This is a genomic window from Actinopolymorpha rutila (assembly GCF_013407855.1).
In the GTDB taxonomy this organism is placed as follows: domain Bacteria; phylum Actinomycetota; class Actinomycetes; order Propionibacteriales; family Actinopolymorphaceae; genus Actinopolymorpha; species Actinopolymorpha rutila.
The window spans coordinates 6,837,637-6,863,347 of the sequence record NZ_JACBZH010000001.1 but is presented as its reverse complement, the minus strand read 5'-3'; the positions used below and the strand labels follow the sequence as shown (position 1 = coordinate 6,863,347).

The following is a 25,711-nucleotide window of genomic DNA, read 5'->3' as shown; positions in this document are numbered from 1 at the left end:
AAAGCTCAGCCCGGGTGCCACGTTCGATGTGCGTGTACGCCGAGCCGGTCCGGCGCGGACAGCTTCCACACCCAGCCGATCGGGCGGAGTGCGAGGCGGGCCGCCACCCGCTGGGAGGAGAGGTTGTCCGCCGACGTGCTGTAGAACGGCAGCCGCCCCGTACGCCTGATCAGCGCCGCCCAGTGTGAGGTGACCGTGGCGGCGAGCCCACGACCACGGGCGTCCGGGTGGGTCCAGACTCCGGCCTCGGCGCCCCGTGCGTCGGCGACCGGGGTGTGGGCGACGGCGAGGACGCGTGAGTCGCGGACCGCTATCGCCCACGGACCCAGCCGTCCGGTGACCAGGTCGGCCCACTCCTCGTCCGTCCAGGTGTCGGGGTTCGCGGCGCGCAGGCCGTCGTGGGTTTCCGCCTCGTCGTCGGACCGCACGATCCGTACGGTCGCCGCGTCGTTGGGTGTCCCGGTGCCGGGAAACAGGTAGCTCGGCCCGGCCGAGGTCACCACCGGACCGAGAGCCTCGATGATGCGTTGCCGGCAGTACGCGAGAACCTCCGGTGGCCGGCCCGGCTCGGCGTCCCCGCGCCCGCGATCGCGTTCGACCGCGGTCTCGAGCACGTCGGCCACGTCGTCGGGTACGTCCTCGCCGACCGCCAGCAGTTGGCCGTCGTCGGCAACGCCGAGGACCACGTAATGGGCCTGCCGCAGCCGTCCTCCGGCGTCGCGGTCCCAGAGAACGTCCATTTCCGTGGCGAGCAGGTCGACGGATCGGGTAGCCGGCATGGAGGCAGACCCTACCGACGTCGGCGATGGCTTCGACAGTGCTTTCCGTCCGGATCGGCGGCTGCGCCGGCGGTGCTCCTGCTGGTCTGTGGTGCCTGCGGACGCCGGCCCCAGGTGGTCAGGTCGACCCGTTCTGGCGTTCCGGCTACGAGCCGTCGCCGGAGCCTCGGCTCAGCAGCTGTTCGAGGCGGTCGAAACGCGCGTGCAGGGCGTGCACCTCACGCGCGGTCGCGGCCCTTCCTTCCTGCTCGACGTGTTCGACGGCCGCTGCCACCTGGTGGGCGCGGCGCGATGCGCTGCCGACGAACCAGGTGGCGAGTGAAGCCGTCACGATGCTGAACGACGCGATCCCGACGATCATCACAATGGTCGCGATGATCCGCCCGGCCAGGGTGACCGGATACAGGTCGCCGTACCCGACGGTCGTCGCGGTCTCGACGGACCACCACAACGCGAGCGGGAACGACGTGATGTTCGCACGGGGACTCGACGACTCGGCCGGGACGATGATCAGCGAGCCGACCAACAGCACCGCAACGACTCCCGCGACCGCCCACACGGACGCCTTCACGTGTATGCGCTGCCAGCGCTCACCGCCCACCAGGCGGCGCAGGAAGTAGAGAGGCGAGACGGGCATGGGTCGAACCTAACTCTCACCGACTCGTCCGCGTGCTGGACACACCAGGCCGGCGTACACCTCCGGGCTTTCACGTCGCCGGACTTCGTCAGGATCGCATTGCCGGAGTGCAGACGACCTCGCCGCCTCGGGACTCCTGGGACAGCACCTCGAAACCGGCACGGGTGAGTTCCGCGTGCAGCGCCTCCGGCCGCAGGTGCCGGCGGTGCGGTCGGTACCACGTACCGCCGATCTGTTCGGCGCCGTCGACCTGCTGTGCGCCGGCCTCCTGGTCCGGTACCTCCTCATGACAGACACCGGTGGCCTCGTCGTACCGGAAACCGTCGCCGTAGTCGCGGTTCGGCTCGTACATCGCCGTCGAGATCAGGTAGTGGCCACCCGGCGCGAGCCGGGCGCGCACCGCGGCGAACAGGTCGGCCCGATCCGGGTCGGTGACGATCGACTGGAGGCAGAAGCTGTCCACCACGAGGTCGTACCGTTCGACCGCGGGAATGTTCGCCAGCGCACACATGTCCTGGACGTCGAACCTGATGTCAAGGCCGCGTTGCCGGGCGAACTCGCGGGCCAATGCGATCGCCTGCGGGATCAGGTCGACGGCGTGGACCCGAAACCCGCGCGAGGCGAGGAAGCAGGCCACCGGTCCGGTGCCGCAGCCGTACTCGAGTACGTCCACCTCTGCCGGGGCCGGCAGGTCGAGGCGGGCCAGGGTGCGTTCGAGGAAGCGCCGGTTCGGGAACTCCTCGTAGGTGTTCGGGCGGTCGCTGTCGAAGAGTTCGTCCCACTGGGTGAGGCCACGCCGCGCGATCTGTGCGTACGCGGCCTCGTGTTCGGCGTAGTAGTACGTCATCCGGACCTCTCGGGCAGGTGGCCTGAGCCGACTTGGCGAACGTCGTCCAGTCTTGCTCGCAGGACGGCCCGGGGCACAACGGTTTTCGCGCTGGCGCGACCGGGCCCGGAAACCTGTTGTCGACGCGCGGTCGCGGTGGCACCTTCACCTCATGTCGGATACCAAGGATCTGCATACCGAGGAGCAACTGCGACGGCTCCTCACGGTGGAGCGCTATCCGCGTTCGTCCGCCTACGACCAGCGGTGGGTGGTCGACAACCTGATGGGGCCGCATCCGCTGTGGGCGGCGGAGGCGTTGACGCAGGTGATGCCGCTTCGGCCGGGCATGCGCGTGCTGGACCTGGGCTGTGGCACCGCGCTCACCTCGATCTTCCTGGCGCGCGAGTTCGACGTGCACGTGTGGGCGGTGGACCTGTGGGTCGAGCCCACGGAGAACTGGAAACGCATCCAACAGGCCGGCCTGGCCGACCGGGTGCATCCGATCCACGCGGACGCGCACACGTTGCCGTTCGCGGACGGCTTCTTCGACGCGATCGTCAGCCTCGACGCCTACCACTACTTCGGAACCGACGCGCTCTACCTTCCTTACTGCGTGGAGTTCCTCCGGCCGGGCGGTTCGCTCGGCATCGTCGCGCCAGGACTTCGGCGGGACCCGGGCCCGGACCTTCCGGCGTACCTCGCCGAGCGCTGGGGCCCCGACATGTGCACCTGGCTGGGGCCGGCCTGGTGGCGCCGGCACTGGGAGCGGACCGGGCTGGTCGAGGTCGACGTCGCCGACATGGTGCCCGGCGGCTGGGAGGACTGGCTGCGCTGGCTGGACGCGTGCGACCTGGTGGGGCGAGGACACGAGCCGGACTCGAGGATGCTGCGGGCCGACGACGGTGACCTGCTCGGCTTCACCCGCGTCCTGGCCCACCGCACGGGGTAGTAGCCCAGTGGGGTTCACGGCCGCAGGACTCGCTGCTGCGGATCCGACCATTCGGGGGGTACGTATTCGGGGTGGCCGTGGGTGCCCATGCGGACGTGCCAGCCTTTGTGGTGGACGGTGGTGTGGTGGTAGCGGCACAGGAGTACCCCGTTGGCCAGGTTTGTCGGGCCGGCGTGGTCCCAGGGGTTCATGTGGTGGGTGATGCAGCGTGGTTCGGGGATGGTGCAGCCGGGGAAGTGGCAGTGGCTCCCGTCGCGTATGGCCAGTGCACGCCGCTGGTGCTCTTGGAAGAACCGGTCGGAACGGCCCAGGTCGAGCACCTGCCCGTCCCCGCCGAGGACGACCGGGATGAGGTCGGCCTCGCACGCCAACCTGCGCACGGTGGCGGCGGAGATGGGTTTGCCGTCGCTGCCGAGGTAGCGGGCTGACCCGCCGCCTCCACACGTCGGGCAACCGTCATGGGGGTCGATGGCATCCTTCGGCCCCGCCGCACCCTCCTCAGGCTCGGCGTCGTCGCCCGGATCGTGTCCGGTATCCGGGTCCGTTCCGGTGTTGGGTTCCGGGTCGGTTTCGGTGTTCGGTTGTGGGTGCTGCCGTTGCCCGGGTGCTCGCGGTGGGGGTATCCCGTCCGCGAGGGAGCCGGTACCAGGTGATCGCCGTTTCTCCTTACCGGCTTGACGTTTCTCCTGGACTTCTGCCTCCTCCGGCTTCGGCTCCCCGGCCTGGTCGGCCTTGGCGTTTTTGGTGGTGGCGTATTTGGGGTCTGTGCAGGGGCAGGTGCAGGGTCTGGGCCGGATGATGGTGGCGGTGTCGTCGATGGTTCCGGCACCGGTGCCCTTCAGCAGGGTCTCGAAGGGGATGGTGACCGCGACCTGGGGTGGTCTCCCGCCGCGGACAGGTGCGGTCGCCGCAGCCGCGAGCAGGCCGAGGGCTTCGGCGAACGCGTCACCGCGACGCTGGTCGATCGGGCGCCGGTCCGGCTCGGCCCCCTTGGTCGGCTCCGCAAGGGGCTCGATGATTTTGCGGAGCAGCTCCATCTCCCACGCCGGCAGGGTGATGTGCACCGACTCCGACTGCGGGATCCCGTTCGGCACATACCGAAGGGACCGTTTCTGCTCGGCCTTGCGGTCCTTGCGTTCCAGCTCCTCCCGCATGAGCCGGTCGTACTCCTCCGGCGCGATCCGCTCCAGCAACTTCTCGCCCAACACCCGCAACTCGTCGGGATTGGCGAACCGAGCTTTGACGATCAGGAACTCCTCCGCCTCGACCCGCTCATCGACACCCACATACTCCGGGAGCTTCTTGATCGCCTCGGCGATCACCTGCGCCTGCCGCACAGACACCAGCCCGGCAGCCAGCGCTTCCCCGGTCAGCCGGGCCTCTTTGTCCAGGTCACTGGCCAGGCCGACCGCAGTGGAGGACTCGTGCTGACTCATCCGCTGAGCCGTCCGCAGATAGACCGTCGCATTCGGTGCACCGGTGAGTTTGCCGATGTCGCAGGCTTCGGCCTGACGCACCAGCGCCAGTTCGAGTGCTTCGATGCGGGCCTTCCTCGCCCGCACCTGCGCGATCAGCGAACCAACCTCGCCAGCATCCAGGGAGCCCTTCGGCGTCACCCACGCCGAGTCGAGAGCCGGGTCCAACAGGTCGAGCGCAGCCTGGACCCGACCAGCGGCACCGCCGCCAGTCGGACAACCCCACTCGCTCGAAAGCATGTGCGAACTCTAACGGTCACCACCGACAAGGATTCCGTTGTCCACAAGGGGAACCGGCCGAGGTGCGGTCGTCCACAAGTCAGACGGAGTCGCTCTTCCGCGAACGACGGCAATGCCAGATGGGAGGAGTCTCCTCGCCGAGGCAAGGAGACCCGCACACTTCACCTGCCCGACAACGAGGTGACCCCTCGTAGTCGTCCACGCTGGGGATGTGGACACCCGATGAGCCTGGGCAACGAGCACGCGGGGCGGCGTCGTACGCACCAGTAGAGTGCGGGGCGCCACGGCACCCGGTCGCGGCGCAGACGAGGGGACGCATGCATGTCTCGGTACGGACGCATCCTGATCAAACTCAGCGGCCAGGCCGTGGCGGGCGCGCACAACTCCGGGTTCAGTGCGGACGCGCTCGACCACCTCGCACGGGAGGTCCTGCGCGCGCGTGACCTCGGCCTCCAGGTCGCGATCGTCGTCGGCGGCGGCAACGTCTTCCGCGGGAGCTCTGCCGACGAGTGGGGCATCGACCGCGTGGAGGCCGACAGCATCGGCATGTTGAGCACGCTGATCAACGCGATTCTCCTGCGGGGCAAGATCAGTGCCCTGAGCGACCACGACGTACGCGTGATGACCGCGATCCCGATCAACTCCGTCGCCGAGCCGTACATCCGGCTGCGTGCGCTCAACCACCTGGCCAAGGGCAGGATCGTCGTACTCGCCTGCGGCATCGGCCAGCCCTACGTCACCACCGACTACCCGTCCGTCCAGCGCGCCGCCGAGATCGACGCGGACGCGATCCTGGTGGCCAAGCACGGAGCCGACGGGGTGTACGAGAGCGACCCGAACGTCAACAGGGACGCACGTCGCTACCGTTCGATCAGCTACGACCGGGTGCTGGCGCAGGGCCTGCGGGTGATGGACCAGGCCGCGTTCATCCTCGCCCGCGACCAGAAGCTTCCCCTGCACGTGTTCGACATCGACCGGGCCGGTGTGATGGCCGGCATCTGCAAGGGCGAGGAGCACGGCACCTACATCGCCGGTGACGTCGAAACCGAGTGGGCGTAGGGCTTCGGCGGCTCAGGTTCGCCGCAGGACGACCAGGCGAAGGACGCCGCCCGGCGTGTCCTCCCGTACCTCCTCGATCTCGAACGCCGGCGAGTCGGCGAGTTCCTCCCGCAGGCTTCCGGGTGTGAACCAGTGGACGTAGCCCCGGTCCCCGCAGAACGTGTCGAGAGGCTCCAGCGACCGGAAGCGCGAGGCCGCCCGCTGGTGTTGTTCGTCGGAAGCCAGCGCGTCGTCGGCTTCCTGCTCGTTCGGTACGACGTAGCTGACCAGCAGTAGTGGCGCACCGGGCCGCAGGACGCGTCCCACCTCGTCAAGGAACTCTTGACGGCCCGCCCGTGAGGGAACGTAACAGTGGACCTTGCCGGCGAAGCCAGCGTCGAAACTGCCGGAGGTGAAGGGCAACGCCAGTGGCTCGACCTGCCGGAACGTCGCGGTGGAGCCGCGTTGTTCGGCGAGGGCCCGCGCGGTGTCGACCATCGCCTCGCTGATGTCCACGCCGGTCACGGCGTATCCCCTGTCTGCAAGGTGAAACGCGATGCGCCCGACTCCGCAGCCGACGTCGAGTACGCGGCCGGAGGTCGGCAGTGCCCGGAGCAGAAGCTGCTCGGCCGGGGTCGGCCCGGAGTCGACTTCGCTTCTGTAGAAGGTCACCTGATCGGGTTCGTCCCACCACACGCGCGCCTGATCCAGCAGGGTGCGGCGTTCGTAGGACTCCATGCGTTCCACCTCTCGCTAGCGGGTGATGCGGGCTGCGGCCTGCCGGGTGGCGACCCACGCACCGGCGGCGGTGGCGAGCCGGACGGCGTTCAGGCGATACCAGGTGCGTAGCAGTTCCTGGCGTTCTGCGGCCGGCACCTGCTCGGCGGCGAAGAACAACCTGAGATTGAGGCGTACGAGAACGGCGGTCACCGCAGCACCGGAGACGGAACAGGAGGCGCGACGACAAGCCACCGGCGGACCTCCGGGGAGGCTTCTCGACCCGACCAGAGCGCGGCGAGCGTTGCGGGAAAGGTCGCGGGGATGGCGGGAACGTAGTAGCGCAGCGGACTCCCGGCACCCAGCGGGGAACGCGCGTGCCCATCTCCGGCCTCGGCGGCCAGTCGGTCCGGCACCCTGACCACCGCTTCGTACAGGTTGCCGAAGAACCACTGGGCATGTCCGAACTGGGCGAGCGTCAGCAGTCGCCCGGAGACCTGTCGCCTGCGCATCGCACCATCGTAGGGAACGCATAAGGTCTGGCCGTGGCCATCGAGATCCGGGAATCGACGCGGGACGAAACAACCGAGCTGGCGAAGCTCCGCTGGCGCTGCACCTTCGAGCGCCGGCCGGAGCCCGACAACGGCCTCGACGAGTACGTTCGTGGCTTCACCGCGTGGTGGGAGCGGCGCGACGACTTCCTGGCGGTGGTCGCGGTCGACGAGCAGCAGATCGTCGGGTTGGGGTTCCTCGCGCTGGCCGGCCGCGTGCCGGTCCCGGGCGCTCTGGACCGGCGTACCGGCGACATCCAGTCGGTGTACGTCCTGCCGGACCACCGCAACCAGGGCATCGGTTCGATGGTCGTACGCGCACTTGTCGACTGCGGCCGGGAGCGCGGGTGCAGCCGGGTCACCGTCCATTCCGGCCGCCGCGCGGTCCCGGTCTACGAACGTGCCGGTTTCCAGCACGAGCCGAAGCTGATGGCGCACCCGCTCGCCGACTGACACCGACTGGCCCGACTGGCCCCGACTGGCCCCGACTGGCGATCGAACCAGCTGGACCGCGAGGGCTGGTCAGGCCGGCACCCCTGGCGTATCGTCTGCTGGCCATGGAGCGCGCCATCCCGATTCTGCCGGCGGACGACCTGCGTACCGCCCGTGACTTCTACGTCGACGGGCTGGGCTTCACGGTCTCCTTCGAGGTGCCCGGCGACGGTACGACCGGCCTGCTGGGGCTCGAACGCGGAACGATCCGCCTCACGATCGACGCGCCGATGTCCGGCCACGGACGTGAGGCCTGCGTCTCGCTGGAGGTCGACGACGCCGACGCCTACTACGAGGAGTGGCGGCAGCGGGTCAGGATCAGCCGCCCGCCGCAGAACGAGCCCTGGGGTGCCCGCACGTTCAGCGTGATCGACCCGGCCGGCAACACCCTCTTCGTGATGGGCCCAACACGGCAAGGCGATTCGGCCTAGGGTCAGTCCCGGTCGTCGACGCGGCGGGCGAAGACCAACGCGCCGGGGAGGCTCCCGTCGCCGTCCAGCCGCAGCTCGGCCGGGACTGTGAACCCGGCGTCGCGCAGCCAGCCGGCCACCTGCTCCGGTCGGCGCCGGTGCACGTGGACCTTCATCGGGTGCCCGCCGTAGCCCTCCGTCTTGAGTTTCGACCCGTCGCCGACGTGGAAGCCGAGCAGCAGCGGCCCGCCGGGACGTAGCACGCGCCGGAAGTGCCCGAGCACCGTCGGCACCACGTCGTCGGGTACGTGGATCAACGACCAGAACGCCACCAGGCCGGCGACCGAGGAGTCGGCGAGGCGCAGCTCGGTCATCGAGCCCACCTCGAACCGCAGACCAGGGTGGTCACCGCGGGCCACGTCGATCATCCCCGGCGACAGGTCGACACCGAACGCGTCGAGACCCAGGGTGTGCAGGTGCGCCGTTACGTGTCCCGGGCCGCAGCCCACGTCCGCGACCGGGCCGTCACCGGCACCGCGCACGAGTTCGGCGAACACCGCCAGACCCGCGCGCAGGTACGGCTCGCCGGCCAGGGAGGTGCGCATCCGCTCGGCGTAGCTGGCCGCAACAGTGTCGTAGGAGGTACGGGTGTCGGCCAGCCAGTCGTCGGTCCTCACGTTGCGACACCGTAGCGGGGACGAACGTCAGCAGGAACGGTGGCCGGGCGGGGCGGCCTCCTGGTCGGGAGTCACCTGCCGGGCGGCCAGAACCGGGTGGCGTACGAGCCGGTCCACCAGGTCGGCTGGCCCGCCGACGCAGGTCCAGTCGTCGTCCCACATCGTCGACACCAGCCAGGAACGGTCCGCTGGAAACATCAGGTTGGGCAACGAGCCCAGCCAGAACGACCCGGCCTCCTCGTGCCGCCAGGTCGCGGCCTGCTCCGGCCCCGCCTCCACCAGCACGTACGGCCAACCCGTGTAGAGGGTCACCTTGGGCGCGTCGGGGAAAACGATGTCGTCGGCACCGGTGTCGAGGTAGCCCAGCCACCACGGCTGGTCCGGCGACTGCTCACGCAGCAGGGAGACCAGGGCGCGGTCGCGTTCGTCCTGCTCCTCCGTCTCCCGGGGCAGGAGCACCGTGGCGTACGCCTCGAACTCCGGCGGGATGGCGGCGGTGATGGTTCTGCTCACGGAGGTGCCGCGCGCGATCCAGGCGACGTCGGCGCCGGTTCCGATCCGCCACGTGCTTCCGTCCCGCTCCCTGGTGACCACCCGCCCAGGCTAGGGCGAACCCGAGCGCGCCGGCCGCGTTCACCCCGACGGTTGGTCCGTCGGTGGTGCGTACGCGGGGGTCAGGGGCTTCAGCCGGATGCTCACCGATCACCGGGGCATGACCATCTACACCAGCAGCGGGCCACCGGGGCAGGTCGTCTTCAAGCCCCGGAACTGAACGCCGGCCGTCCGCGGTGGGTATCCCCTTCCGTTCCCGGCGCCCGGGGGTTGGCGGAGCTGGGCTGCCGGGTAGGGGTCCTCGCTGAACCCCGAGGGGGACGCATGACCAGCGCGACGTCAGGAAGTGGCGGCCCTGCCTGGGCATTGTCGACCCTCCTCGCCGTCGCCGTGGTCCTGGCGGTGGGCAGTTGCCAACGACCCGGACCCGAGCCTTGGCAGGAAGTGCCTACGGGGGCGCCGGCGGAGACACACTCCTCCAGTCCGGTTCCGACGTACTCCCCGATGGTGGGTCCGGCCAGGCTGGGCACCTTTCCGCTGCGGGGGATCGGGCGGGTGCTGACGGATACGCATGGGAGGACGGTCTACGTCGACAGCGAGCCGCCGAACGCCGAGGAGCCGCGGTGCGCGGCGGTCTGTACGAACATCTGGCATCCGGTGACGGTCGGCTCGGCGGAGGTCAGGTCGGAGGCGAAGGGAGTGCTGGTGCGCTTCGGAACCCTGCCCCTTCCTCGGCAAGGCGGCCTGCACCAGCTCACCGTCGACGGGCGCCGGCTCTACACGTTCGTCCCGGACGTCCGGCCCGGGCAGACCCGTGGCCAGGGCTTCCGGACCGGCGACCAGGCCGGGCTCGTCTACACCTGGTCGGCGGTGGTCGTCCCGGCGTCGGCCCCCACCTCGATCCCGTTGCGGCCCTGATGTCTTGGGCCACGGAGACACGGAGCCACGGAGATACGGAGTCAGGAAATGGCGATGAGCCGAGCGCGGTCCCTGGACGGACGCATCGCGCCGTACGTGCGTCCGGCGTCGGGCGTCGTACGGCTCGCCGTGGCCGCGTCGGCGGCGGCCATGGTCCTGGCCACCGGGTGCGGAGGAGGTTCGAATCCGCCCGAGCCCGGCAAGCCGGCCGGCTTCGTGCCGAGCGCGGCGCCGGCGTACACCCCCACGGTCGGGCCGTCGGTGCTGCGGACCCGTGAGGTCGCGGGGCACAGCCGCCTGCTGACCGACCATCGCGGGCTGACCCTCTACACCAACAGCGGTCCGGTGAACTCGAAGGTGGCCGTGTGCACCGGCTCCTGCACCACGGTGTGGCATCCCGTCGTCGTGGGGGCCGGTGACCTGGCCGACCCGGGCACGCTGGGCGTCCGGATCGGCGTCTCGAACCGTCCCGGCAGCCTGCACCAGATCACCGTGAACGGACGTCGCGCCTACACCTTCGTCGACGACCGGCCGGGCGAGGCCAGGGGGGACCGCTTCATCACCGGCGGGCCGAACGGGCAGACCTACAGCTGGCAGGCCGTCGTCGTCTCCAAGGACGCACCCAACCAGATCGTCCTCAAACCCAGGTAGCGGCTCGGTGTGGCAACACGTTCCTGCGGCGGACGCTCACGCGGCCCGGTCGGCGGCCTCGTCGGACGTCGGCTGTACGGCGGGCAGGGGGCGGACGCTGGTGGCGATGAGGACAGCCAGGCCGAGTAGGCCGGCCACGACGACCAGCGCACGCAGCACGGTGATGTGGTGGCCCAGGAAGCCGATGGTGGGCGGACCGGCGAGGAACGCGCAGTAGCCGATCGAGGCGATGACACTGACCCGGGCGGCGGCCCGGCGCGGGTCGTCCCCACCGGCGCTCATGCCGACAGGGAAGCCGAGCGACGCGCCGAGGCCCCACAGGAGGGCGCCAACATAGGCGAGGCTCGGCACGGGTGAGAAGACGAACACCGCCACGCCGACGATGCCGACCAGGGCGATGGTGCGGACCACGGCGACGCGGCCGTACCGGTCCAGCAGCCCGGGCCCGAACCAGCGGCCGGCCGTCATGGCGGTGAGGAAGCCGGCGAAGGCAAGGGTGCCCAGCACGGGCGACACACCGTGGCCGTCGATCGCGGCCACGCTGATCCAGTCGTTGCCGACGCCCTCGGCGAAGGCGAAGGTGAGTACGAAGAGCCCGATGAGCAGGGTGCGTGGCTCCCGCCAGGCGGTCAGCGCACCGCCCCGCGGCGACTGCTCGGCCTCGCCGGCCGTGCCGTGGCCCGGCTCGGTCGCGTCGTGATCGGGGACGAACCGCCGCGTGAACCACACCACGGGGATCACCACCAGCACCGCCACCGCGGCCAGGTGCACGGCCACCTCCACGTGCAGTGCCACCATGGCCGCGCCGACCAGGGCGCCGGCGACGGTGCCGAGGCTGAACCCGGCGTGGAAGCGGGACATGATCGACCGGTCCAGGTGGCGTTCGACGACCGTGCCCTGCACGTTCATCGCCACGTCCCACGCGCCGTTGGCGAAGCCGAGCAGGAACAACCCGATCACCACCGGCACGACTCCGAGGAGCGAGCCGAGCGCCGCCGTGGTCAGGCCGACACCGAGCAGGATGGCCATCGCCATGACGGTGCGGGCCGAGCCGATCCGGGTGACGACCGGACCGGACAACGGCAGTGCCAGCAGGGAACCCACGGCGATCGCGAGCAGCACCAGGCCGAGCGCGGCCGAGTCGAGCTCGAGGCGGTCGCGGATCTGCGGGATCCGGGAGGCCCAACTGGCGAACGCGAATCCCGAGCCGATGAACGCGGCGTAGGTCGCCGCCGTGGCGGCGCGGACCGCCGTCGGCGTCGTCGATCCGGCGATGGTCGTGGTCATGGCGTCCTTCGGGCCGGCGGGGCAGCGAAACGATGTGGGCGAGGAACGGCACCGGTCCGCGCGCGTACGAGCGTACATAAGATGTGTACGCTCGTACACATGGGTACTGGTCGTACTGGTGGTGCTGATGCGGACGGACGCTCGATGCACGAGCGGATGCTGGCCGGGGACCTCTACATCGCCGACGACCCGGCGATCTGGGAAGACCTCCTCCGGGCCATGGACCTGACGGACGCGTTCAACGCGACGTCAGCGCGTGACCCCGGGGAGCAACGAAGGCTCCTGACCGAACTGCTCGGCGCGATCGGAGAGGATTCCTACATCCGGCCGCCGCTGCGGGTCGACTACGGCAGCCATGTCCGCATCGGCGCCCGCACGTTCGCCAACTTCGGACTGGTCGCGCTGGACGTCGCGGCGATCACCATCGGCGACGACGTCCAGATCGGTACGAACGTTCAACTGCTCACCCCCACCCATCCGGTCGATCCGGAGTTGCGACGGGCGAAGTGGGAAGCCGCGAAGCCGATCAGCATCGGTGACAACGTATGGCTGGGCAGTGGGACGATCGTGCTCCCTGGCGTCACCATCGGTGCCAACACGGTGGTCGGTGCCGGCGCGGTCGTCACCCGAGACCTGCCCGCGAACGTCGTCGCGGTGGGCAACCCGGCGCGCGTCGTCCGAACGATCGAGCCGGGTGTGGCGTGAACGGCGCCACCACGTCGGCAAGCCCGGTCGGACGGCGACCGCGGCGGCAGGACCCGGGGCGGCGCGACCGGATCATCGACGCCGCGCTCACCGTCATCGCCGATCGGGGTGTGGCCGGAACGACGCACCGGGAGATCGCCCGCGTGGCCGACGTGCCGCTGGGATCGATGACCTACCACTTCAGCTCACTCGACGAGGTGCTTGCCGAGGCGTTCAGCCGGCACGCGGACACCGCCGCTCGCGTCTTCGACGAGCGCCTGAGCGCCGCCCGCAACCGTGATGAGGCGACCGAAGCCGTCGTGGCGCTGATCTGGGAGGACCTGCTCGGCGCGGGCTCGGGCCGAGACCTCGTTCTCGCCGTCGAGCTCTACGGAGCCGCCGCGCGAAACCCCACCCTGAAGGCCGTCACCCAGGCATGGATGGCCCGCAGCCGCAAGGCGCTGGAACTCCACTTCGACGCCACCACCGCCAGGGAACTCGACGCGTTCATCGAAGGGCTCGTGCTCCACAGCGCCCTGTCGACCGACCCCATGACGAAGCGGCAGATCCGTGATGCGATCCGCCGGCACCTCGGCTGATTCCCCGGCCGCAGGAGGACGCGTGGCGCTTGGTGGTCAGCGGCTGGCACAGTCGTCGGTGACCACGGGGAGGACTGGAACTGCCTTGTAGGTACGGAGCCGACTTGGCAGGCTCGCCGCATGTCGAACGTCCAGCTGGAACCGCTGCGGATGACGGACTGGCCGGCGGTGTACTCGTGGGCGAGGCTTCCGGAGGCCTGTCGGTACCAGCCGTACGGCCCGGACAGCGAGGAGCAGACGCGGGGCTTCGTGGCCGCGGCGGTGTCGCTGCTCGAGGACGAGTGGCGTGCCGCGCCGGTCGGGTGAGCATCGCTGGGTGCTTGGGGGGCAGGGGCCTGTCGGTGCTGTCTGGGAACCTGCTCGGCATGGACGATGGTGAGCTGATCGACGTCGGTGACGTGACGCTTTTCGTACGCCGGCTCGGTGAGCGCCGGCGAGGCAAGCCCTCGTTGCTGGTGCTGCACGGCGGACCCGATGTCGGCCACAGTTACCTGCTGCCCGGCTTCGAACCCCTCGCTCGTGATCACCACGTTGTGCTGTTCGACTTTCGCGGTTGTGGACGGAGCAGTCGCGGCCTGCCTGAAGAAGCTCTGCAGCCGGAGTACGTCATCGACGACGCCCGCCGGCTGATCGACGTCCTCGAGCTGGGGCAGGTCGACCTGCTCGGCTTCTCGACCGGCGGGCGGGCCGCCGTGCAGTTCGTGGACAGGCATCCCGACCAGGTGCGCCGGCTCGTGCTGGCCTCCACCTCGGCGTACACCGCCGCCGACAACGAGCCGTATCTCCAGCGCTGGGAGGAATACCAACGACGTCAGCGCGCGGAGGACGCCCAGAACGGTGCGCTGCGAAACTCCACGATCTTCGTCTGGAACCTCGACCTGGCACCTGCATATCTCAACCTGACAAGGGATCTGGACGGAGGAGACTGGAGCTACGAGGCCTACCTCGCCGGGCGGATGCATCCGTGGTTCACCGGTGACGCCGAGGAGACCCTGCGGGCATGGGGGAAACCGATCCTGATCCTGCACGGAGAAAAGGACATGGGTTTCCCCGTGCAGCTCGCCAAACGTCTGCACGCCGCGTTGCCCAACAGCGAGCTGGCGACCATCGAGAACACCGCGCACATGTGCCACTTCGAGAAACCCGAGGTCTGGTCCCAGCACATCCGTACGTTCCTGGACGACGGCTGATGCAACTGATGCTGCCGAAGATCCCTGCCGGCGAACACATCTACCCCAACTCGGAATGCCTTGGACGGATGACGTCTACCAGATGCCGCCGGACCTGCTGACCGGCCGGTTCGACGTCGTCTTCACCGGCTGCGGTGCCCTGTGCTGGCTTCCCGACATCTCCAGATGGGCGACCATCGTTGTCTCCTGTCTGAAGCTCGGTGGCCGCCTGCTTCTCGAGGAGATGCATCCGCTGCGCGCTGCTTGGACGTCGAAGGTGATCGGGTCGTGGCCACGGATGAGAACTACTTCCAGCGCGGGACGCCGCGGGTGCGGTCGGCGGGTGCGGTCGGCCGGTCCGGCTCGACTGGCCGGGGCCGCGGACACCCACATGCCCGAGAAGGTCGAGTTTCGCTGGCCAATCGGCGACGTCGTGACAGCGTTGGCCCGCGCCGGTATGCGCACAGAGCTGCTCGACGAGTACTTCTCGCCTCCGGAATCCGCCGACCTCCCCTCCGCCATCGTTGAGCAGCTGGGAAGGTTCCCGAACGACTCCACTCTGCTCGCGAGGAAGGATGCCGACCCGGCAGAGTCGTCACGTTGAACAGCATCGTTCCACCCGCGTCGGGTGACTCGTGCCAGGCCCTGGAAATTCGTACCTCTCCGGGTGTCGAGAATGCGGCACTGGCGCCGTCCCAGGTACACCAGTGGCCACGACAGGTCGCGCAACGAAGAAGGAGAACCATCATGGCGATTCAGCAGCTGCACCACGTGAGCGTCGTCGTCGAGGACCTCGAGGCCGCCAAGGCGTTCTTCGTCGAACTCGGGATGGAGCTCGAGGGCGAGGCGCCGATCGAGGGTCCCTGGGTGGACCGGGTCAACGGGCTCGACGGCGTACGCGTCGACATCGCGATGATGCGAACCCCGGACGGCCACGGCAGGCTCGAGCTGACGAAGTTCCACAACCCTGCGGTGGTCAGTGCCGAGCCGAAGAACGCACTGGGAAACACGCTGGGCCTACGTAGCATCATGTTCGCCGTCGACGACATCGACGCCACTGTCGCCGGCCTGCGAGCCAACGGCGCCGAACTCGTCGGCGAGGTGGTGCAGTACCAGGACATCTACCGGCTCTGCTACGTCCGTGGGCCCGAAGGGATCATCGTCTCCCTGGCCGAGGAGCTCGGCTGACGGCGGCCAAGGGGGCGTACGAAAAAGTTCCTCGAAGAATCTCCGCGAGCCGGTGTCGGATCGGGGCGGGGACGTTCGTGGAAGGGGTGAAGCGGTCGACTTCGCGACCGCGGCTCTTGACAGAGGAGACACCCGTGAAGCCCACCGCCCGCCGCCTGCACCTGCTCGTGGAGCCGATCCACATGGTCACGTACTTCTCCGACGAGCCGGAGGAAGCGATCATGGCGCTCGGTTTCCGGAACGGGTGGGACGCCTACTTCGCCGGACGGGCCGCACCGCTGGGCCGGGCCCCGGCCGAGGTGGTCCATGCGGTCTTCTACAACTTCGCCGACGGCGAGGTGGCCCGGCACATCCCGCGCGTCTGGGAGACGACCACGCCCGAGGCGGCGCTCGCGGCTCGCGAGCAGGGCTGCGTCGCGGCGCTGCGGCGGATCCTCGGCGACCTCGCCGACGGGCCCGGCCTCGTGCGGGCCGCCGACCTCGCCACCAAGGCGGCGACGAGTGCCCCGACGGTCGGCCGGGCTCTGTACGCCGGGCTCCGGGCGCTTCCCGTGCCCGAGGAGCCCGTGGCCCGGCTCTGGCACGCGGCCACCCTGCTCCGCGAGCACCGCGGGGACGGCCACAACGCCGCCCTGGTCACCGCCGGCATCGGCGGGACGGAGGCCCACGTGCTCCACGCCCTGTCCGAGGGGATGCCCGCGGAGAAGTTCGGCAGAGTTCACCACCTCCCGGCGGCCCAGCTGGCCGCGGTCGTGGACGGGATGCGTGCCCGTGGCCTCGTCGACGACTCCGGCTGGCTCAGTGACGCCGGCCGGGCGACCAAGGAGCGGGTCGAGGTGCTCACCGACGAGCTCGCCGCACCGGCGTACGACATCCTGCAGCCGGACGAACTCGACCAGCTCGTGGCCGACCTCGAGCCCATCGCCGCAACACTCGACGCCGTCGGCTCCCGATAGCGTCGGCGATCTGGGTCGTTCCGGGTCATCGGGAGGGGACATGGGAGATCTGACGCAGGTTCTGTGGATCGGTGGCCCGGCCGCCGCCGGCAAGACGACGGTGAGCCGGCTGCTGGCGAGGCGTCACGGCCTGCGTTGGTACAGCGTGGATGCGCACACGTGGCAGTACTGGGACCGGGCCTCGGCGGCCGGTGTGGCGTTGCCGAAGAGTGGTCCGGGCGACTTCGACCGCGGCCCCATGATCTGTGAGGATCTGCGGTCACTGCCCTGGCCCTTGGTCGTGGTCGAAGGTGCGCTTGTGACTCCCGACCTGACCACGCCAACCGGCAGTGCGGTGTGGCTGATGCCCTCGAAAGAAGAGCAACGAGCCCGGCTCGAGAAGCGAAACCCGGACGAGGTACACGATGGGTATCTGTGGGGCCGGCAGCTGATCCGGAGCCAACTCGATGCCGCCCCGGACGCGGCCACGCTCGTCGTCGACAACCAGACCGTGAGCCAGACTCTCGCCGCAGTCGAGAACCACTTCGCCAAGGTCATCGCCGCCGGTCCGACGGCGCGAGGTGCGCGTGAACGGCAGCAGCTGCTTCGCTACGCCAACGAGGTCGCTGTCACCCACTGCCTCAAGGCGTTCGAGCGGGCCTCGGTACCGCGTGACGCCGACCAGGTCATCCGTTCGTTCGACTGCGAATGCGCCGAACCAACGTGTGACGCCCTGGTGGATCTGACCGTGAGCGACGCGGCGGCTGCGCTGTCCAGCCGATCGCCGGCGCTCCTCGCACCCGGACACCACCCCGTCCGCTGACGTCCGCCTCCTGTTTCCGCTCGCTTCGTACCTTGACCGTTACATAAGCACATGGCTATCTTGCTCGGGTGGAGGAAGTCCTGCGGGCACTGGCGGACGCGCTGCACACCGACGTGGCTCGCGGGAAGCGCGAACGAAGGAGCACCGGATGACCAACACCACCGGCGGCGACACCCGCATCCTGGGCAGCCTGGGGACTGCCGCTGGCACGGGCCTCGTACGCATCGAGGACCGCTACGACACCGACATCGACGACCTGTGGTCGGCAATCACCGATCCGAGCCGAGTGGCCCGCTGGTACGGCGAGCTCGACGGTGACCTTCGTGCCGGCGGAGAGTTCCAGACCTATCTCGAAGGCCCGGACCTGCGCGGGGTCGGGCGGGTGGAGGTGTGTGAACCGCCGCGGCGACTGCGGGTGGTGACCAGGGAAACCGACGAGTCCTGGCAGCGAAGTGGTGGCGTGCCGCCCTTCGACCAGACCCTCGAGGCAACGCTGACCGCCGACGGAGGCCAGACCATCCTGGTCATCGAGACCCACGGCATGCCGTTGAACAAGGTCGCCTTCTACGGAGCCGGATGGCAGATCCACGCGGAGAATCTGGCCGCCTACCTCGCCGGGCGCGAACCTGGAGGCGACGAGGAGAAGCGCTGGGGCGAACTCGTCCCTGCCTACCAGGACCTGGCAGCGGCCATCGGCTAGCTCCGCAGGGTCGGGGCGGCCGACACCTCGGTCCCTGATGAGCTAGGCGGGAAAGTGTTTCCAGTGCCCTTCCGACACGACCTCGACGGTGCCGTCGACCACCTTGATGGCCGTCTCGTCGTCCATCGCGTACGCCGGGCCCGAGATGCCGGCCACCCATTGTTCCGCCTCGGCCATGGAGTTGCCCGGCATGCCGTCCTGAGCCAGGTGGGGGCAGATCGAGAAGTCGACGATGCCCAACGTGCTGTCGTCCCCGGTCGGAGGTCTCCACTGGATGAAGTCCTCGCCGACCTCGGGGGTCATCACCATGCTCCCCGCACTCAGCCCCACCCAGACGGTCTCGCTCAGCGACGGAAGCAGGTCCGCCAGCCCGGACTGCCGCATCCAGTAGCACAGGTAGAGGACATCGCCGCCGGCGACCAGCAGGACGTCCGTCTCGCGGACCAGGGGCACCCAGCGCTCCTCGTCGATGCTGGGCAGCGCGGTGAGCTCCAGCACGCCGACGGACTTCCAGCCCAGGTCGACCATGGGGTTTCCGGAGTTGCCGCTGATGAACTGCCAGGCCCTGGTGCCAGGGCCGACCGAGGGATGTCCGTACATCCCGGTGGGGATGCACAGGGCGCTGGAGTCGGCGATCGGCTTGCCCAGCAAATCGACCAGAGCATCGCGGATGCTGGTGTTCGTGACGCCACCGGACGTGAGAAGGAGCTTCAAGACGCCTCCCGATTGGAGTGCGATGGAGCGGTCCGAAGGACAGACCTGGGGCCACCGCGAAATTTTGTCGCCGCTGAACGCCGCAAAAATAGTGCAAGTCCACTGCGTTCCGCAGATCAAGATCGAGCGGTATCGGGACCGATCAAGTTCTGTCGCGGTCGCTCCGTGTGGATCGTTCTCTGCCAGCGCATGTCGGCCCGAGGGCGAGCCGGTCGGGCAGCGGAGTCTGCTCGCGACGTAAGCGCGGTATCACGCCGACCTGGAACTGACCCTCGTACACGATCTCACCAGGGTCAGCGGGCCGGGCCATCTCGTGGTCGACGGCGTGGCGGTGAAGGGGCGCGGCGACCTCGTTCGAGTGACCGGTCCCCGCGCTCGCTACGGTCAGGTCGCGAGGTGATGGTGATGACCGATCTCAAAGCGGTGCTGCTGGCGAACCTGCGTGGCCATCGCGCAGCGATGCTCGGCAAGCTGGACGGGTTGTCGGAGTACAACCGGCGTCGCCCGCTGACCCCGACGGGCACGAACCTGCTCGGTCTGGTCAAGCACCTGGCCGGTTGTGAGTACGGCTACTTCGGCGACTCGTTCGGCCGGCATGCGTACGAGCGACCGTCCTGGTTCCGAGACGACCCCTACACCGAGACCGACATGTGGGCGACCCCCGATGAGTCGAGTGACTACATCACCGGCGTCTACCGCAACGCCTGTGCTCACTCCGACGCCACGATCGCCGACCTCGAACTGGACAGTCCAGGTCACGTTGCGCATTGGGCGAAGGGTCGCCAGGAGACGACCCTCTGAGTGCTCCTGGTCGGGATGGCAGGCGAGACCGCGCGGCACGCCGGGCACGCCGACATCATCCGTGAACTCATCGACGGGCGAATCGGCGCTGACGGATCGGTCGCTGCAGACCCGACGTTCTGGCGCGAGCAGGTAAGCGAAGTTCAAGCGGCGGCCGACCATTTCCGGCCGGTCGGTGATGCTGAGGCACAGCCCCGCTCGTGAAGGCTCTGCCTTGTCAATGAAACGTTGGCGTTGTTCTGGTCCGCCCACCCCGGGTCTCGTGAATCGATCTGCAAGCAGTGTGGCGCACGACGGCCTCGACGACGGTCCATTGCCCGCCGCGACGGTGGAGGCCGCTACCCGGTGGTACTTGCGCGCCTTCGCCATTGTCGGCAAGGTCAGTGTCACTGACTCGAACGACAAGTCGGCGAGGAGGACCTGGTGATGGCCGACGGTGAGACGAGACGCCAGCCGGGCGAAAGTGACGAGTATGCCGCCGCGCGCGCAGCTCTCGCCGAGGCCGAGCACGACCTGACCCGACGGATCGAGGCGGTGGCGCAGCTGCGTCGCGCGCTTCCTCCCGGTGGCCGGGTTCCAGAGGACTTCGTATTCTCCGAAGGCCCGCGCGACATTGACGACGGTGACGTCGCAGGCGACGTGCGGATGAGCGAGCTGTTCTGCGGCCACGAGAGCCTGCTGCTGTACAGCTTCATGTATGACGGCAACGGTGCGGGCTGCAGAATGTGCACTTCGCTGATCGACGGATACGACGGAGCGGCCCCAGACCTCGAGCAACGGGTCGGCTTTGCGGTGGTCGCACCGGCGCCGTTCCATGCCCTACGTGCCTATGGGCGGGAACGCCGGTGGCGCAACGTACGGCTGGTTGCCGACCCCGACGCCTCGTTTTCTCGCGCTTACGGGGCCGTCACGGCCGATGGTGACCTGCGGTCGCTGATGCACGTCTTCACCCGCCGCGACGGGTCGATCCGCCACTTCTATACCGCCGAGAAGCCACCCAGCGACAAGGGACAAGATGACCGCCATCTTGACCTGTCCTGGTCGCTTTGGGGAGCGCTGGATCTCACCCCCGAAGGCCGCGGCGCCGATTGGCGTCCGGTGCGACCGACTCGAAGCTGAGTCGCGTCGCATGCGGGTGCCGGATGACGGGTGGGTGCTCACCCCCGAGGTCGCCGAGTTCGGTGACCAAGTGGCGGAGGTTCTTGCTCGCACTCTCGGGACGGATCTGGTCGGCGTGTACTTCGTCGGCTCCGTTGCCCTGGGCGGATATCTCCCCGGCGAGAGCGACATCGACATAACCGCTGTCACGAGCACCGCGCTCACTGATCCGCAGAAGAGGCGCGTTGCGTCGGCCGTCGTCGAGGCGAGTGCGGGCTGTCCAGCCCGCGGCCTGGAGTTCACGCTCTACCGCAGCGAGATCGCGGGCTCGCCTCCCGCAGGTGCCGACTTCGAGGTCAACGCCAACGGCGGTCCACGGATGCCTACTGCCGTGCACATCGACGCAACGGCCGAGCCCGGCTTCTGGTACGTGCTGGACCGGGCCATCGCGCACCGGTCCGGCCTTGTGATCAGCGGGCCCCCGGCACGAAGGATCTTCGCTGATGTCCCTCGTACCACCCTTCTGGAAGCCATGTACGAGTCCATGGCATGGCACCGCGCACACGAGAAGGCGACGCTCTATTCGGTGCTGAACGCGTGCAGGGCTTGGAGATTCGCCGAGGAAGGCGTACTCGGGTCGAAACTCGAAGGTGCCGCCTGGGCCCACCCCCGCTGGCCCGACCCGGGCGTGATCGATGCGGCCGTGGCTCTCCGGCGCGGGGAGTACGCCGTACTTGATGAGGCCGCGGTCGACGCGCTCCTTTCGGCGGTGGCGACTCGGCTCCGTGAAGCCACGCTGGGATGATCTCGTGTGTGGCAGTAGTGAGGATCGCCGTGGCGCAGGGTGTCGGGACGAACGGACTTCCGGATGCGGAGTCGACTCGGGAGCGGGGGCGTCGGGTCCGGGAGTTGATGGGGCTGGCTGCCCGCGGCGGTGCTCGGCTCGTCCTGTTCACCGAGGCCGCCCTGTCCGGGTATCCCGACAAGCGGGTCATGTCGAGCGATCCGGATCGGCTGGCGGAGTCGGACTGGTCTCGACTGGACTGGCGGGTGATCGCGGCGGAGCGGCAGTTGACGATCGACCATGCCGGGGAGCTTGGACTGTGGACCGTTGTCGGTTCGGTGCACCGCGAGTCCGAGTCCGGTCGGCCGTTCAACAGCTTGTACGTGATCAGCGATCGTGGGGTTCTGGAAGGCAGGTACGACAAGCGGTACCTGTCGAACAGCGAGTCGTCGTTCATGTTCGCGGCGGGCGACCACGCCACCGTCATCTCGGTCGACGGGATGCGCTTCGGATGTGCGCTGTGCATCGAGGCGCGATGTCCGGAAGTGTTCACCGAGTACGAGTCGTTGGGCGCGGACTGTGTGCTGCTTGCCAGCTACAGCGATGGACTGGCAGCAGAGTCACTGGACGATCGGCGACCGCTGGCCCACGCGTTGCTGACGGAGATGTGGGTCGCGTTCGCCGTTCCCGGTACCGTGCCGGGCACCGTCGCGTCCGGCGTCGCGGCCCCGGATGATCGTTGGCTGGCCCGCGGCCGAGCAGACGGCATACCTCAGGTCGTGTTCGCCGACCTCGACCCGGACAACCGGGCGGTGCATCCGGGCTACGACTCGGGAAGATCCTGGCGGGCACGCCACCTCACCGCGGCGCGGAGCCGAACCGGCAGGGTCGAGCTGATCGGCTCATCCCAGCCACGTGCCCAGCGACCCGTCGACGGGCCCGCGGACGACCTGGGCTGATACTGGCCGGATGCAAGAGCCCACGTACGAAGAGCGCGAAGAGGTCGCCGCATTCCTCGCCCGGCACTCCGGCGGCACTCCCAGCGACCTGGAGCCCCTCACCGGCGGGGCGTGGTCATCGGCATGGGCCTACCGCGTGGGCGGGGAAGAGTTGGTGATCCGCTTCGGTCGTGAACGTTCCTGGTACGAAACCGACCGGATGGCCATGGCCTTCAGTGGACCCGATCTGCCGGTACCGCAGGTCAGGGAGGTGGGGACCACGCCGGCCGGAGGGGCGTACGCCATCTCCGTACGTCACCACGGACAGTTCCTGGAGGACGTGCCGGTCGAGTGCGCCGATGCCGTCGCCCCCACCCTCACCCGCCTGCTCGCTGCGCTCCTCCGGGTACCCGCGTCCCCCGGTACCCCGGTGATGTGGCACCCGGCAGGCGCTCCGGCCCCCAGCTGGCGGGAGCTCGTCCTCGCCAGGCTGGAGGACGATCCGGGGAACCGGGCGCACGGATGGCGCGCCGCCCTGGATACCGAACCGAAGCTCGCGGCCCTGGCCACGGCGGTCTGCGACCGGGTGAAAACGCTGATCGAGGCCTGCCCCGAGCGCCGCGACCTCATCCACGGTGATCTCCTGCACGGCAACGTGCTGGTGAGTCCGGACTGGCGCCGGGTTCAGGCGGTGATTTCCTGGAAGTGTTCGCTCCGCGGTGACTTCCTCTACGACGCCGCCTGGTGCAGTGTCTGGGGGCCCGTGTTCTATCCGGGGATCGCCGTCGTCGACCCGCTGTCCGGACTGCTCCAGGACCCCGCCGTACGAGCCGACCGGAGTGCCCTTGTCGACGCCGCCGTACGCCACCACTGCTACGAGTTGCAGATCGGCCTCACCCACCTGGGGTGGAGCCTACGGACCTGGAAACAGGAACATCTCACCGCCACTGCCGAGCTCCTCGCCGAACGTCTCGAACGCGGTCCCCTGCCCGCGACCGGCGCCTGAGCAGGCAGCCGTAGCTGATCGCAGCCTCCGCAAAAAACCGTTGGCGGACCACGGCGCCCAAGGCTACTTTTCCGGTGGCCGTGCGAGAGACAGAGGAGGTGGTATCCGTGAACGCAGCGACATGGGTGCTCTCCTCCGGGGTCACGGTCGGACGATAGGTCGTCCGGGAGCGCCGTTCACGAGCACTCCCGAAAGGCACGACCATGGAGTTCACTTCCGAACAGCGCCTCGACGACGGCGTCCTCGAACGCGAATTCACCCTCGGCGAGATCCCCGGCGTCCTGTGGACGCCTGGTTCTGCACCGGGTCCCTCCCCGGCCCCGGCCCCGCTGATCCTGATCGGCCACAACGGCGGCCTGCACAAGCGGGAATCACGGCTGGTGGCCCGAGCCCGGCACTCCGCGGCGAAGTACGGCTACGCCGTAGCCGCTGTCGACGCCCCCGGGCATGGTGAGCGGCCCCGTTCCGCCGCCGACGAGCAGGTCCGCGCCGATCTCCGCCGGGCGAAGGAAGCCGGCGAACCGATCGAGGAGATCCTCGACGCCCTCATCGTCCCGCTGGTCGAAAGGGCGGTCCCGGAATGGCAGGCCACCCTGGACGCCCTTCTGTCGCTGCCCGAGATCGGCGGCCCGGTCGGGTACTCGGGGATGACCGCCATCGGCATTCGGCTGGCGGTGGTCGAGCCGCGTATCTCCGCCGCCGGGTTCTTCGCCGGGGGTTTCGTGCCCAGGGCCCTGCGCGAGGAGGCCCGGCAGGTCACCATTCCGCTGCTGTTCCTGCTGCAGTGGGACGACGAAGGGAACGACCGGCAGCTGGCCCTGGACCTGTTCGACGCCTTCGGCTCCAAGGAGAAGACGCTGCACGCCAATCTGGGCGGGCACGCCGGCACCCCGTGGTTCGAGGTGGACGACGGGAACCGGTTCTTCGACCGGCACCTGAAGTGAGACCGGGCCGTGCTCGTCTGAATACGCTTGGCCGGAATACGTGACCTGTGTGGTTGGGATCGGGGAGCAGCATGGCTTTCGTGACGGTGGAGAGGCTGGCTGAGGACCTTCGTGATCTGGGCGTTGCGGAGGGTTCGGTCGTTCTCGCTCACGTCTCGCTGTCTCGGATCGGCCGGGTCGTGGGTGGGGAGCAGGCGGTGATCGAGGCCCTGCTCAGAGTCCTCGGTGAGTCCGGGACTCTGGTGATGCCCTCGCAGTCCTGGCAGCTGTGCGACCCGGCGTACCTGAATGATCCTGACGTTCCCCGCGAGGCCTGGCAGCTCGTACGCGACCATCTGCCCGCCTACGACCCTGCGGTCACCCCGTCCAGGACGATGGGGAAGGTGGCGGAGCTGTTCCGCGCCATTCCCGGCGCTGTGCGCAGCGCCCACCCGCACCGATCCTTCGCAGCGCTTGGACCGCGCGCCGCCGAGATCGTCGCAGTTCACGACCTGGACTCCCCGAATGGGGAACGGTCCCCACTGAAGACGATGTACGAGCTGGACGCCAGGACGTTGTTGCTGGGAGTGGGGCATTCCAAGAGCACGATCCTGCACCTGGCCGAACACCGCAGCGGCACTCTGGCTGACACGGTGCCCAACGGTGCACCGTTGCTGATCGACGGTGAACGCCGATGGGTGGAGTACGAGGAGATCATCGTCCACGACCACGACTTCGACGACGTTGGGTCAGCCTTCGCCAAGGAGACGGGCCTGCAGCGCACCGGCCAGGTCGGGGACGCGACTGCCCTGCTCGTCCCGCACCGTCCCCTGGTGGACTACGCCGCCCGCTGGTTCGCAGAGCACCGCAACGCCGGGGCATCGGTAGTGGCTTCGTCCCCGGCGTGCCAGGACGGGAAGCCGCGTCGACTCGGTTGATGTCGATGTGGGTGTTTCGGCTGAAACGACGCTCGGGTAAGGGACGCGCAGACCAAGCGGATGACCGGCATGAGCCAAGGAGCGACGGCACGGACTGGGCAGTGTTGATCCGTCGACCCGTGCTCGTATTCGCCGTGATCTTTCCGTGCTGGAGCGCATGAGGCAGGAGGACCCTTGAGAGGCCACCAACCTGCTCCAGGGTCGTCAGCGCC

General features: G+C 69.0%; 32 protein-coding genes and 1 pseudogene. 22 read left to right on the top strand and 11 right to left on the bottom strand.

What is annotated here, in order from left to right; genetic code table 11:
• Positions 1 to 5: 5 nt before the first annotated feature.
• From F4554_RS30960 to F4554_RS30950, 3 genes are all read right to left on the bottom strand, one after another.
• Positions 6 to 779, bottom strand: a complete 774-nt coding sequence (locus F4554_RS30960; protein ID WP_179791117.1) for a GNAT family N-acetyltransferase — start codon at positions 777 to 779, stop codon at positions 6 to 8.
• Positions 780 to 924: 145 nt separating this feature from the next.
• The gene (locus tag F4554_RS33340; protein WP_179791116.1) at positions 925 to 1,416 is read right to left on the bottom strand and encodes a potassium channel family protein; all 492 of its coding nucleotides are present in this window, start codon (positions 1,414 to 1,416) and stop codon (positions 925 to 927) included.
• A gap of 88 nt (positions 1,417 to 1,504) precedes the next feature.
• Complete coding sequence (locus tag F4554_RS30950; RefSeq protein WP_179791115.1) at positions 1,505 to 2,263, bottom strand: class I SAM-dependent methyltransferase; 759 nt, start codon at positions 2,261 to 2,263, stop codon at positions 1,505 to 1,507.
• Between the two features lie 151 nt (positions 2,264 to 2,414).
• Here F4554_RS30950 and F4554_RS30945 point away from each other — a divergent pair, with 151 nt between their 5' ends.
• The gene (locus F4554_RS30945) at positions 2,415 to 3,191 is read left to right on the top strand and encodes an SAM-dependent methyltransferase (protein WP_179791114.1); all 777 of its coding nucleotides are present in this window, start codon (positions 2,415 to 2,417) and stop codon (positions 3,189 to 3,191) included.
• Positions 3,192 to 3,205: 14 nt separating this feature from the next.
• On the opposite strand, the gene F4554_RS30940 is transcribed toward F4554_RS30945, so the two are convergent.
• Complete coding sequence (locus F4554_RS30940) at positions 3,206 to 4,906, bottom strand: DUF222 domain-containing protein (RefSeq protein WP_179791113.1); 1,701 nt, start codon at positions 4,904 to 4,906, stop codon at positions 3,206 to 3,208.
• 321 nt (positions 4,907 to 5,227) lie between these two features.
• On the opposite strand from F4554_RS30940, the gene pyrH reads away from it, so the two are divergent.
• Complete coding sequence (gene pyrH / locus F4554_RS30935) at positions 5,228 to 5,965, top strand: UMP kinase (protein WP_179791112.1); 738 nt, start codon at positions 5,228 to 5,230, stop codon at positions 5,963 to 5,965.
• 12 nt (positions 5,966 to 5,977) lie between these two features.
• Here pyrH and F4554_RS30930 read toward each other — a convergent pair whose 3' ends face one another.
• The 3 genes from F4554_RS30930 to F4554_RS30920 are packed head-to-tail and all read right to left on the bottom strand — an operon-like array spanning position 5,978 to position 7,173.
• Positions 5,978 to 6,682: a class I SAM-dependent methyltransferase gene (locus F4554_RS30930; protein ID WP_179791111.1), complete on the bottom strand. Its 705-nt coding sequence runs from the start codon at positions 6,680 to 6,682 to the stop codon at positions 5,978 to 5,980.
• Between the two features lie 15 nt (positions 6,683 to 6,697).
• A complete protein-coding gene (locus tag F4554_RS30925; protein ID WP_179791110.1) occupies positions 6,698 to 6,874 on the bottom strand; it encodes a hypothetical protein in 177 nt (58 codons plus the stop codon).
• Positions 6,871 to 7,173 (bottom strand): hypothetical protein, encoded by a 303-nt coding sequence (locus F4554_RS30920; RefSeq protein WP_179791109.1) that lies wholly within the window; start codon positions 7,171 to 7,173, stop codon positions 6,871 to 6,873. The genes F4554_RS30925 and F4554_RS30920 overlap by 4 nt, the downstream gene beginning before the upstream one ends.
• A 33-nt stretch (positions 7,174 to 7,206) precedes the next feature.
• Between F4554_RS30920 and F4554_RS30915 the strand changes: the two genes are divergently transcribed.
• Both F4554_RS30915 and F4554_RS30910 read left to right on the top strand, forming a co-directional pair.
• The gene (locus tag F4554_RS30915) at positions 7,207 to 7,665 is read left to right on the top strand and encodes a GNAT family N-acetyltransferase (RefSeq protein WP_179791108.1); all 459 of its coding nucleotides are present in this window, start codon (positions 7,207 to 7,209) and stop codon (positions 7,663 to 7,665) included.
• Positions 7,666 to 7,769: 104 nt separating this feature from the next.
• The gene (locus tag F4554_RS30910) at positions 7,770 to 8,135 is read left to right on the top strand and encodes a glyoxalase superfamily protein (protein WP_179791107.1); all 366 of its coding nucleotides are present in this window, start codon (positions 7,770 to 7,772) and stop codon (positions 8,133 to 8,135) included.
• 2 nt (positions 8,136 to 8,137) lie between these two features.
• Here F4554_RS30910 and F4554_RS30905 read toward each other — a convergent pair whose 3' ends face one another.
• Positions 8,138 to 8,791, bottom strand: coding sequence for a class I SAM-dependent DNA methyltransferase (locus F4554_RS30905; protein WP_337796270.1), 654 nt, complete (start codon positions 8,789 to 8,791; stop codon positions 8,138 to 8,140).
• 27 nt (positions 8,792 to 8,818) lie between these two features.
• Positions 8,819 to 9,385: an SH3 domain-containing protein gene (locus F4554_RS30900; RefSeq protein WP_179791106.1), complete on the bottom strand. Its 567-nt coding sequence runs from the start codon at positions 9,383 to 9,385 to the stop codon at positions 8,819 to 8,821.
• A gap of 282 nt (positions 9,386 to 9,667) precedes the next feature.
• Between F4554_RS30900 and F4554_RS30895 the strand changes: the two genes are divergently transcribed.
• Positions 9,668 to 10,261 (top strand): COG4315 family predicted lipoprotein, encoded by a 594-nt coding sequence (locus F4554_RS30895; RefSeq protein ID WP_179791105.1) that lies wholly within the window; start codon positions 9,668 to 9,670, stop codon positions 10,259 to 10,261.
• 54 nt (positions 10,262 to 10,315) lie between these two features.
• On the top strand, positions 10,316 to 10,912 hold the full coding sequence (locus tag F4554_RS30890; protein WP_179791104.1) for a COG4315 family predicted lipoprotein: 597 nt from the start codon (positions 10,316 to 10,318) through the stop codon (positions 10,910 to 10,912).
• Between the two features lie 36 nt (positions 10,913 to 10,948).
• On the opposite strand, the gene F4554_RS30885 is transcribed toward F4554_RS30890, so the two are convergent.
• Positions 10,949 to 12,199 carry an MFS transporter gene (locus tag F4554_RS30885; protein ID WP_179791103.1) on the bottom strand — a complete coding sequence of 417 codons (1,251 nt, stop codon included), beginning with the start codon at positions 12,197 to 12,199 and terminating at the stop codon, positions 10,949 to 10,951.
• Positions 12,200 to 12,298: 99 nt separating this feature from the next.
• Here F4554_RS30885 and F4554_RS30880 point away from each other — a divergent pair, with 99 nt between their 5' ends.
• The 9 genes from F4554_RS30880 (at position 12,299) to F4554_RS30840 (ending at position 18,297) form a co-directional block, all read left to right on the top strand.
• Positions 12,299 to 12,904, top strand: a complete 606-nt coding sequence (locus F4554_RS30880) for a sugar O-acetyltransferase (RefSeq protein WP_202889535.1) — start codon at positions 12,299 to 12,301, stop codon at positions 12,902 to 12,904.
• Entirely contained in the window at positions 12,901 to 13,482 is a 582-nt protein-coding gene (locus tag F4554_RS30875) for a TetR family transcriptional regulator (protein WP_179791102.1), read from the top strand. The genes F4554_RS30880 and F4554_RS30875 overlap by 4 nt, the downstream gene beginning before the upstream one ends.
• A gap of 120 nt (positions 13,483 to 13,602) precedes the next feature.
• Positions 13,603 to 13,788, top strand: a complete 186-nt coding sequence (locus tag F4554_RS30870) for a GNAT family N-acetyltransferase (RefSeq protein ID WP_179791101.1) — start codon at positions 13,603 to 13,605, stop codon at positions 13,786 to 13,788.
• A gap of 59 nt (positions 13,789 to 13,847) precedes the next feature.
• Positions 13,848 to 14,672 (top strand): alpha/beta fold hydrolase, encoded by an 825-nt coding sequence (locus F4554_RS30865; RefSeq protein ID WP_179791100.1) that lies wholly within the window; start codon positions 13,848 to 13,850, stop codon positions 14,670 to 14,672.
• Positions 14,673 to 14,727: 55 nt separating this feature from the next.
• Positions 14,728 to 15,255, top strand: coding sequence for a class I SAM-dependent methyltransferase (locus F4554_RS30860; protein ID WP_179791099.1), 528 nt, complete (start codon positions 14,728 to 14,730; stop codon positions 15,253 to 15,255).
• A gap of 143 nt (positions 15,256 to 15,398) precedes the next feature.
• Positions 15,399 to 15,839, top strand: coding sequence for a VOC family protein (locus F4554_RS30855; RefSeq protein ID WP_179791098.1), 441 nt, complete (start codon positions 15,399 to 15,401; stop codon positions 15,837 to 15,839).
• A gap of 134 nt (positions 15,840 to 15,973) precedes the next feature.
• Positions 15,974 to 16,795 (top strand): SCO6745 family protein, encoded by an 822-nt coding sequence (locus F4554_RS30850; protein WP_337796269.1) that lies wholly within the window; start codon positions 15,974 to 15,976, stop codon positions 16,793 to 16,795.
• Between the two features lie 40 nt (positions 16,796 to 16,835).
• Positions 16,836 to 17,597, top strand: coding sequence for a P-loop nucleotide/nucleoside kinase family protein (locus F4554_RS30845; protein ID WP_179791097.1), 762 nt, complete (start codon positions 16,836 to 16,838; stop codon positions 17,595 to 17,597).
• A 148-nt stretch (positions 17,598 to 17,745) separates the two neighbouring features.
• Positions 17,746 to 18,297 (top strand): SRPBCC domain-containing protein, encoded by a 552-nt coding sequence (locus F4554_RS30840; RefSeq protein ID WP_179791096.1) that lies wholly within the window; start codon positions 17,746 to 17,748, stop codon positions 18,295 to 18,297.
• Between the two features lie 42 nt (positions 18,298 to 18,339).
• Here the strand turns inward: F4554_RS30840 and F4554_RS30835 are convergent, their stop codons facing one another.
• Positions 18,340 to 19,011 carry a Type 1 glutamine amidotransferase-like domain-containing protein gene (locus F4554_RS30835; protein ID WP_179791095.1) on the bottom strand — a complete coding sequence of 224 codons (672 nt, stop codon included), beginning with the start codon at positions 19,009 to 19,011 and terminating at the stop codon, positions 18,340 to 18,342.
• 189 nt (positions 19,012 to 19,200) lie between these two features.
• Between F4554_RS30835 and F4554_RS30830 the strand changes: the two are divergent.
• The 7 genes and pseudogenes from F4554_RS30830 (at position 19,201) to F4554_RS30800 (ending at position 25,499) form a co-directional block, all read left to right on the top strand.
• A pseudogene (locus tag F4554_RS30830) lies at positions 19,201 to 20,016 on the top strand (DinB family protein).
• A gap of 222 nt (positions 20,017 to 20,238) precedes the next feature.
• Complete coding sequence (locus tag F4554_RS30825; RefSeq protein WP_179791094.1) at positions 20,239 to 20,931, top strand: DUF899 family protein; 693 nt, start codon at positions 20,239 to 20,241, stop codon at positions 20,929 to 20,931.
• 10 nt (positions 20,932 to 20,941) lie between these two features.
• A complete protein-coding gene (locus F4554_RS30820) occupies positions 20,942 to 21,715 on the top strand; it encodes an aminoglycoside adenylyltransferase domain-containing protein (RefSeq protein WP_179791093.1) in 774 nt (257 codons plus the stop codon).
• 8 nt (positions 21,716 to 21,723) lie between these two features.
• Complete coding sequence (locus F4554_RS30815) at positions 21,724 to 22,653, top strand: nitrilase-related carbon-nitrogen hydrolase (protein ID WP_179791092.1); 930 nt, start codon at positions 21,724 to 21,726, stop codon at positions 22,651 to 22,653.
• A gap of 10 nt (positions 22,654 to 22,663) precedes the next feature.
• Entirely contained in the window at positions 22,664 to 23,638 is a 975-nt protein-coding gene (locus F4554_RS30810; RefSeq protein ID WP_179791091.1) for a phosphotransferase family protein, read from the top strand.
• A 203-nt stretch (positions 23,639 to 23,841) separates the two neighbouring features.
• A complete protein-coding gene (locus F4554_RS30805; RefSeq protein ID WP_179791090.1) occupies positions 23,842 to 24,582 on the top strand; it encodes a dienelactone hydrolase family protein in 741 nt (246 codons plus the stop codon).
• 71 nt (positions 24,583 to 24,653) lie between these two features.
• A complete protein-coding gene (locus F4554_RS30800) occupies positions 24,654 to 25,499 on the top strand; it encodes an AAC(3) family N-acetyltransferase (protein WP_179791089.1) in 846 nt (281 codons plus the stop codon).
• The last annotated feature ends 212 nt before the right edge of the window (positions 25,500 to 25,711 follow it).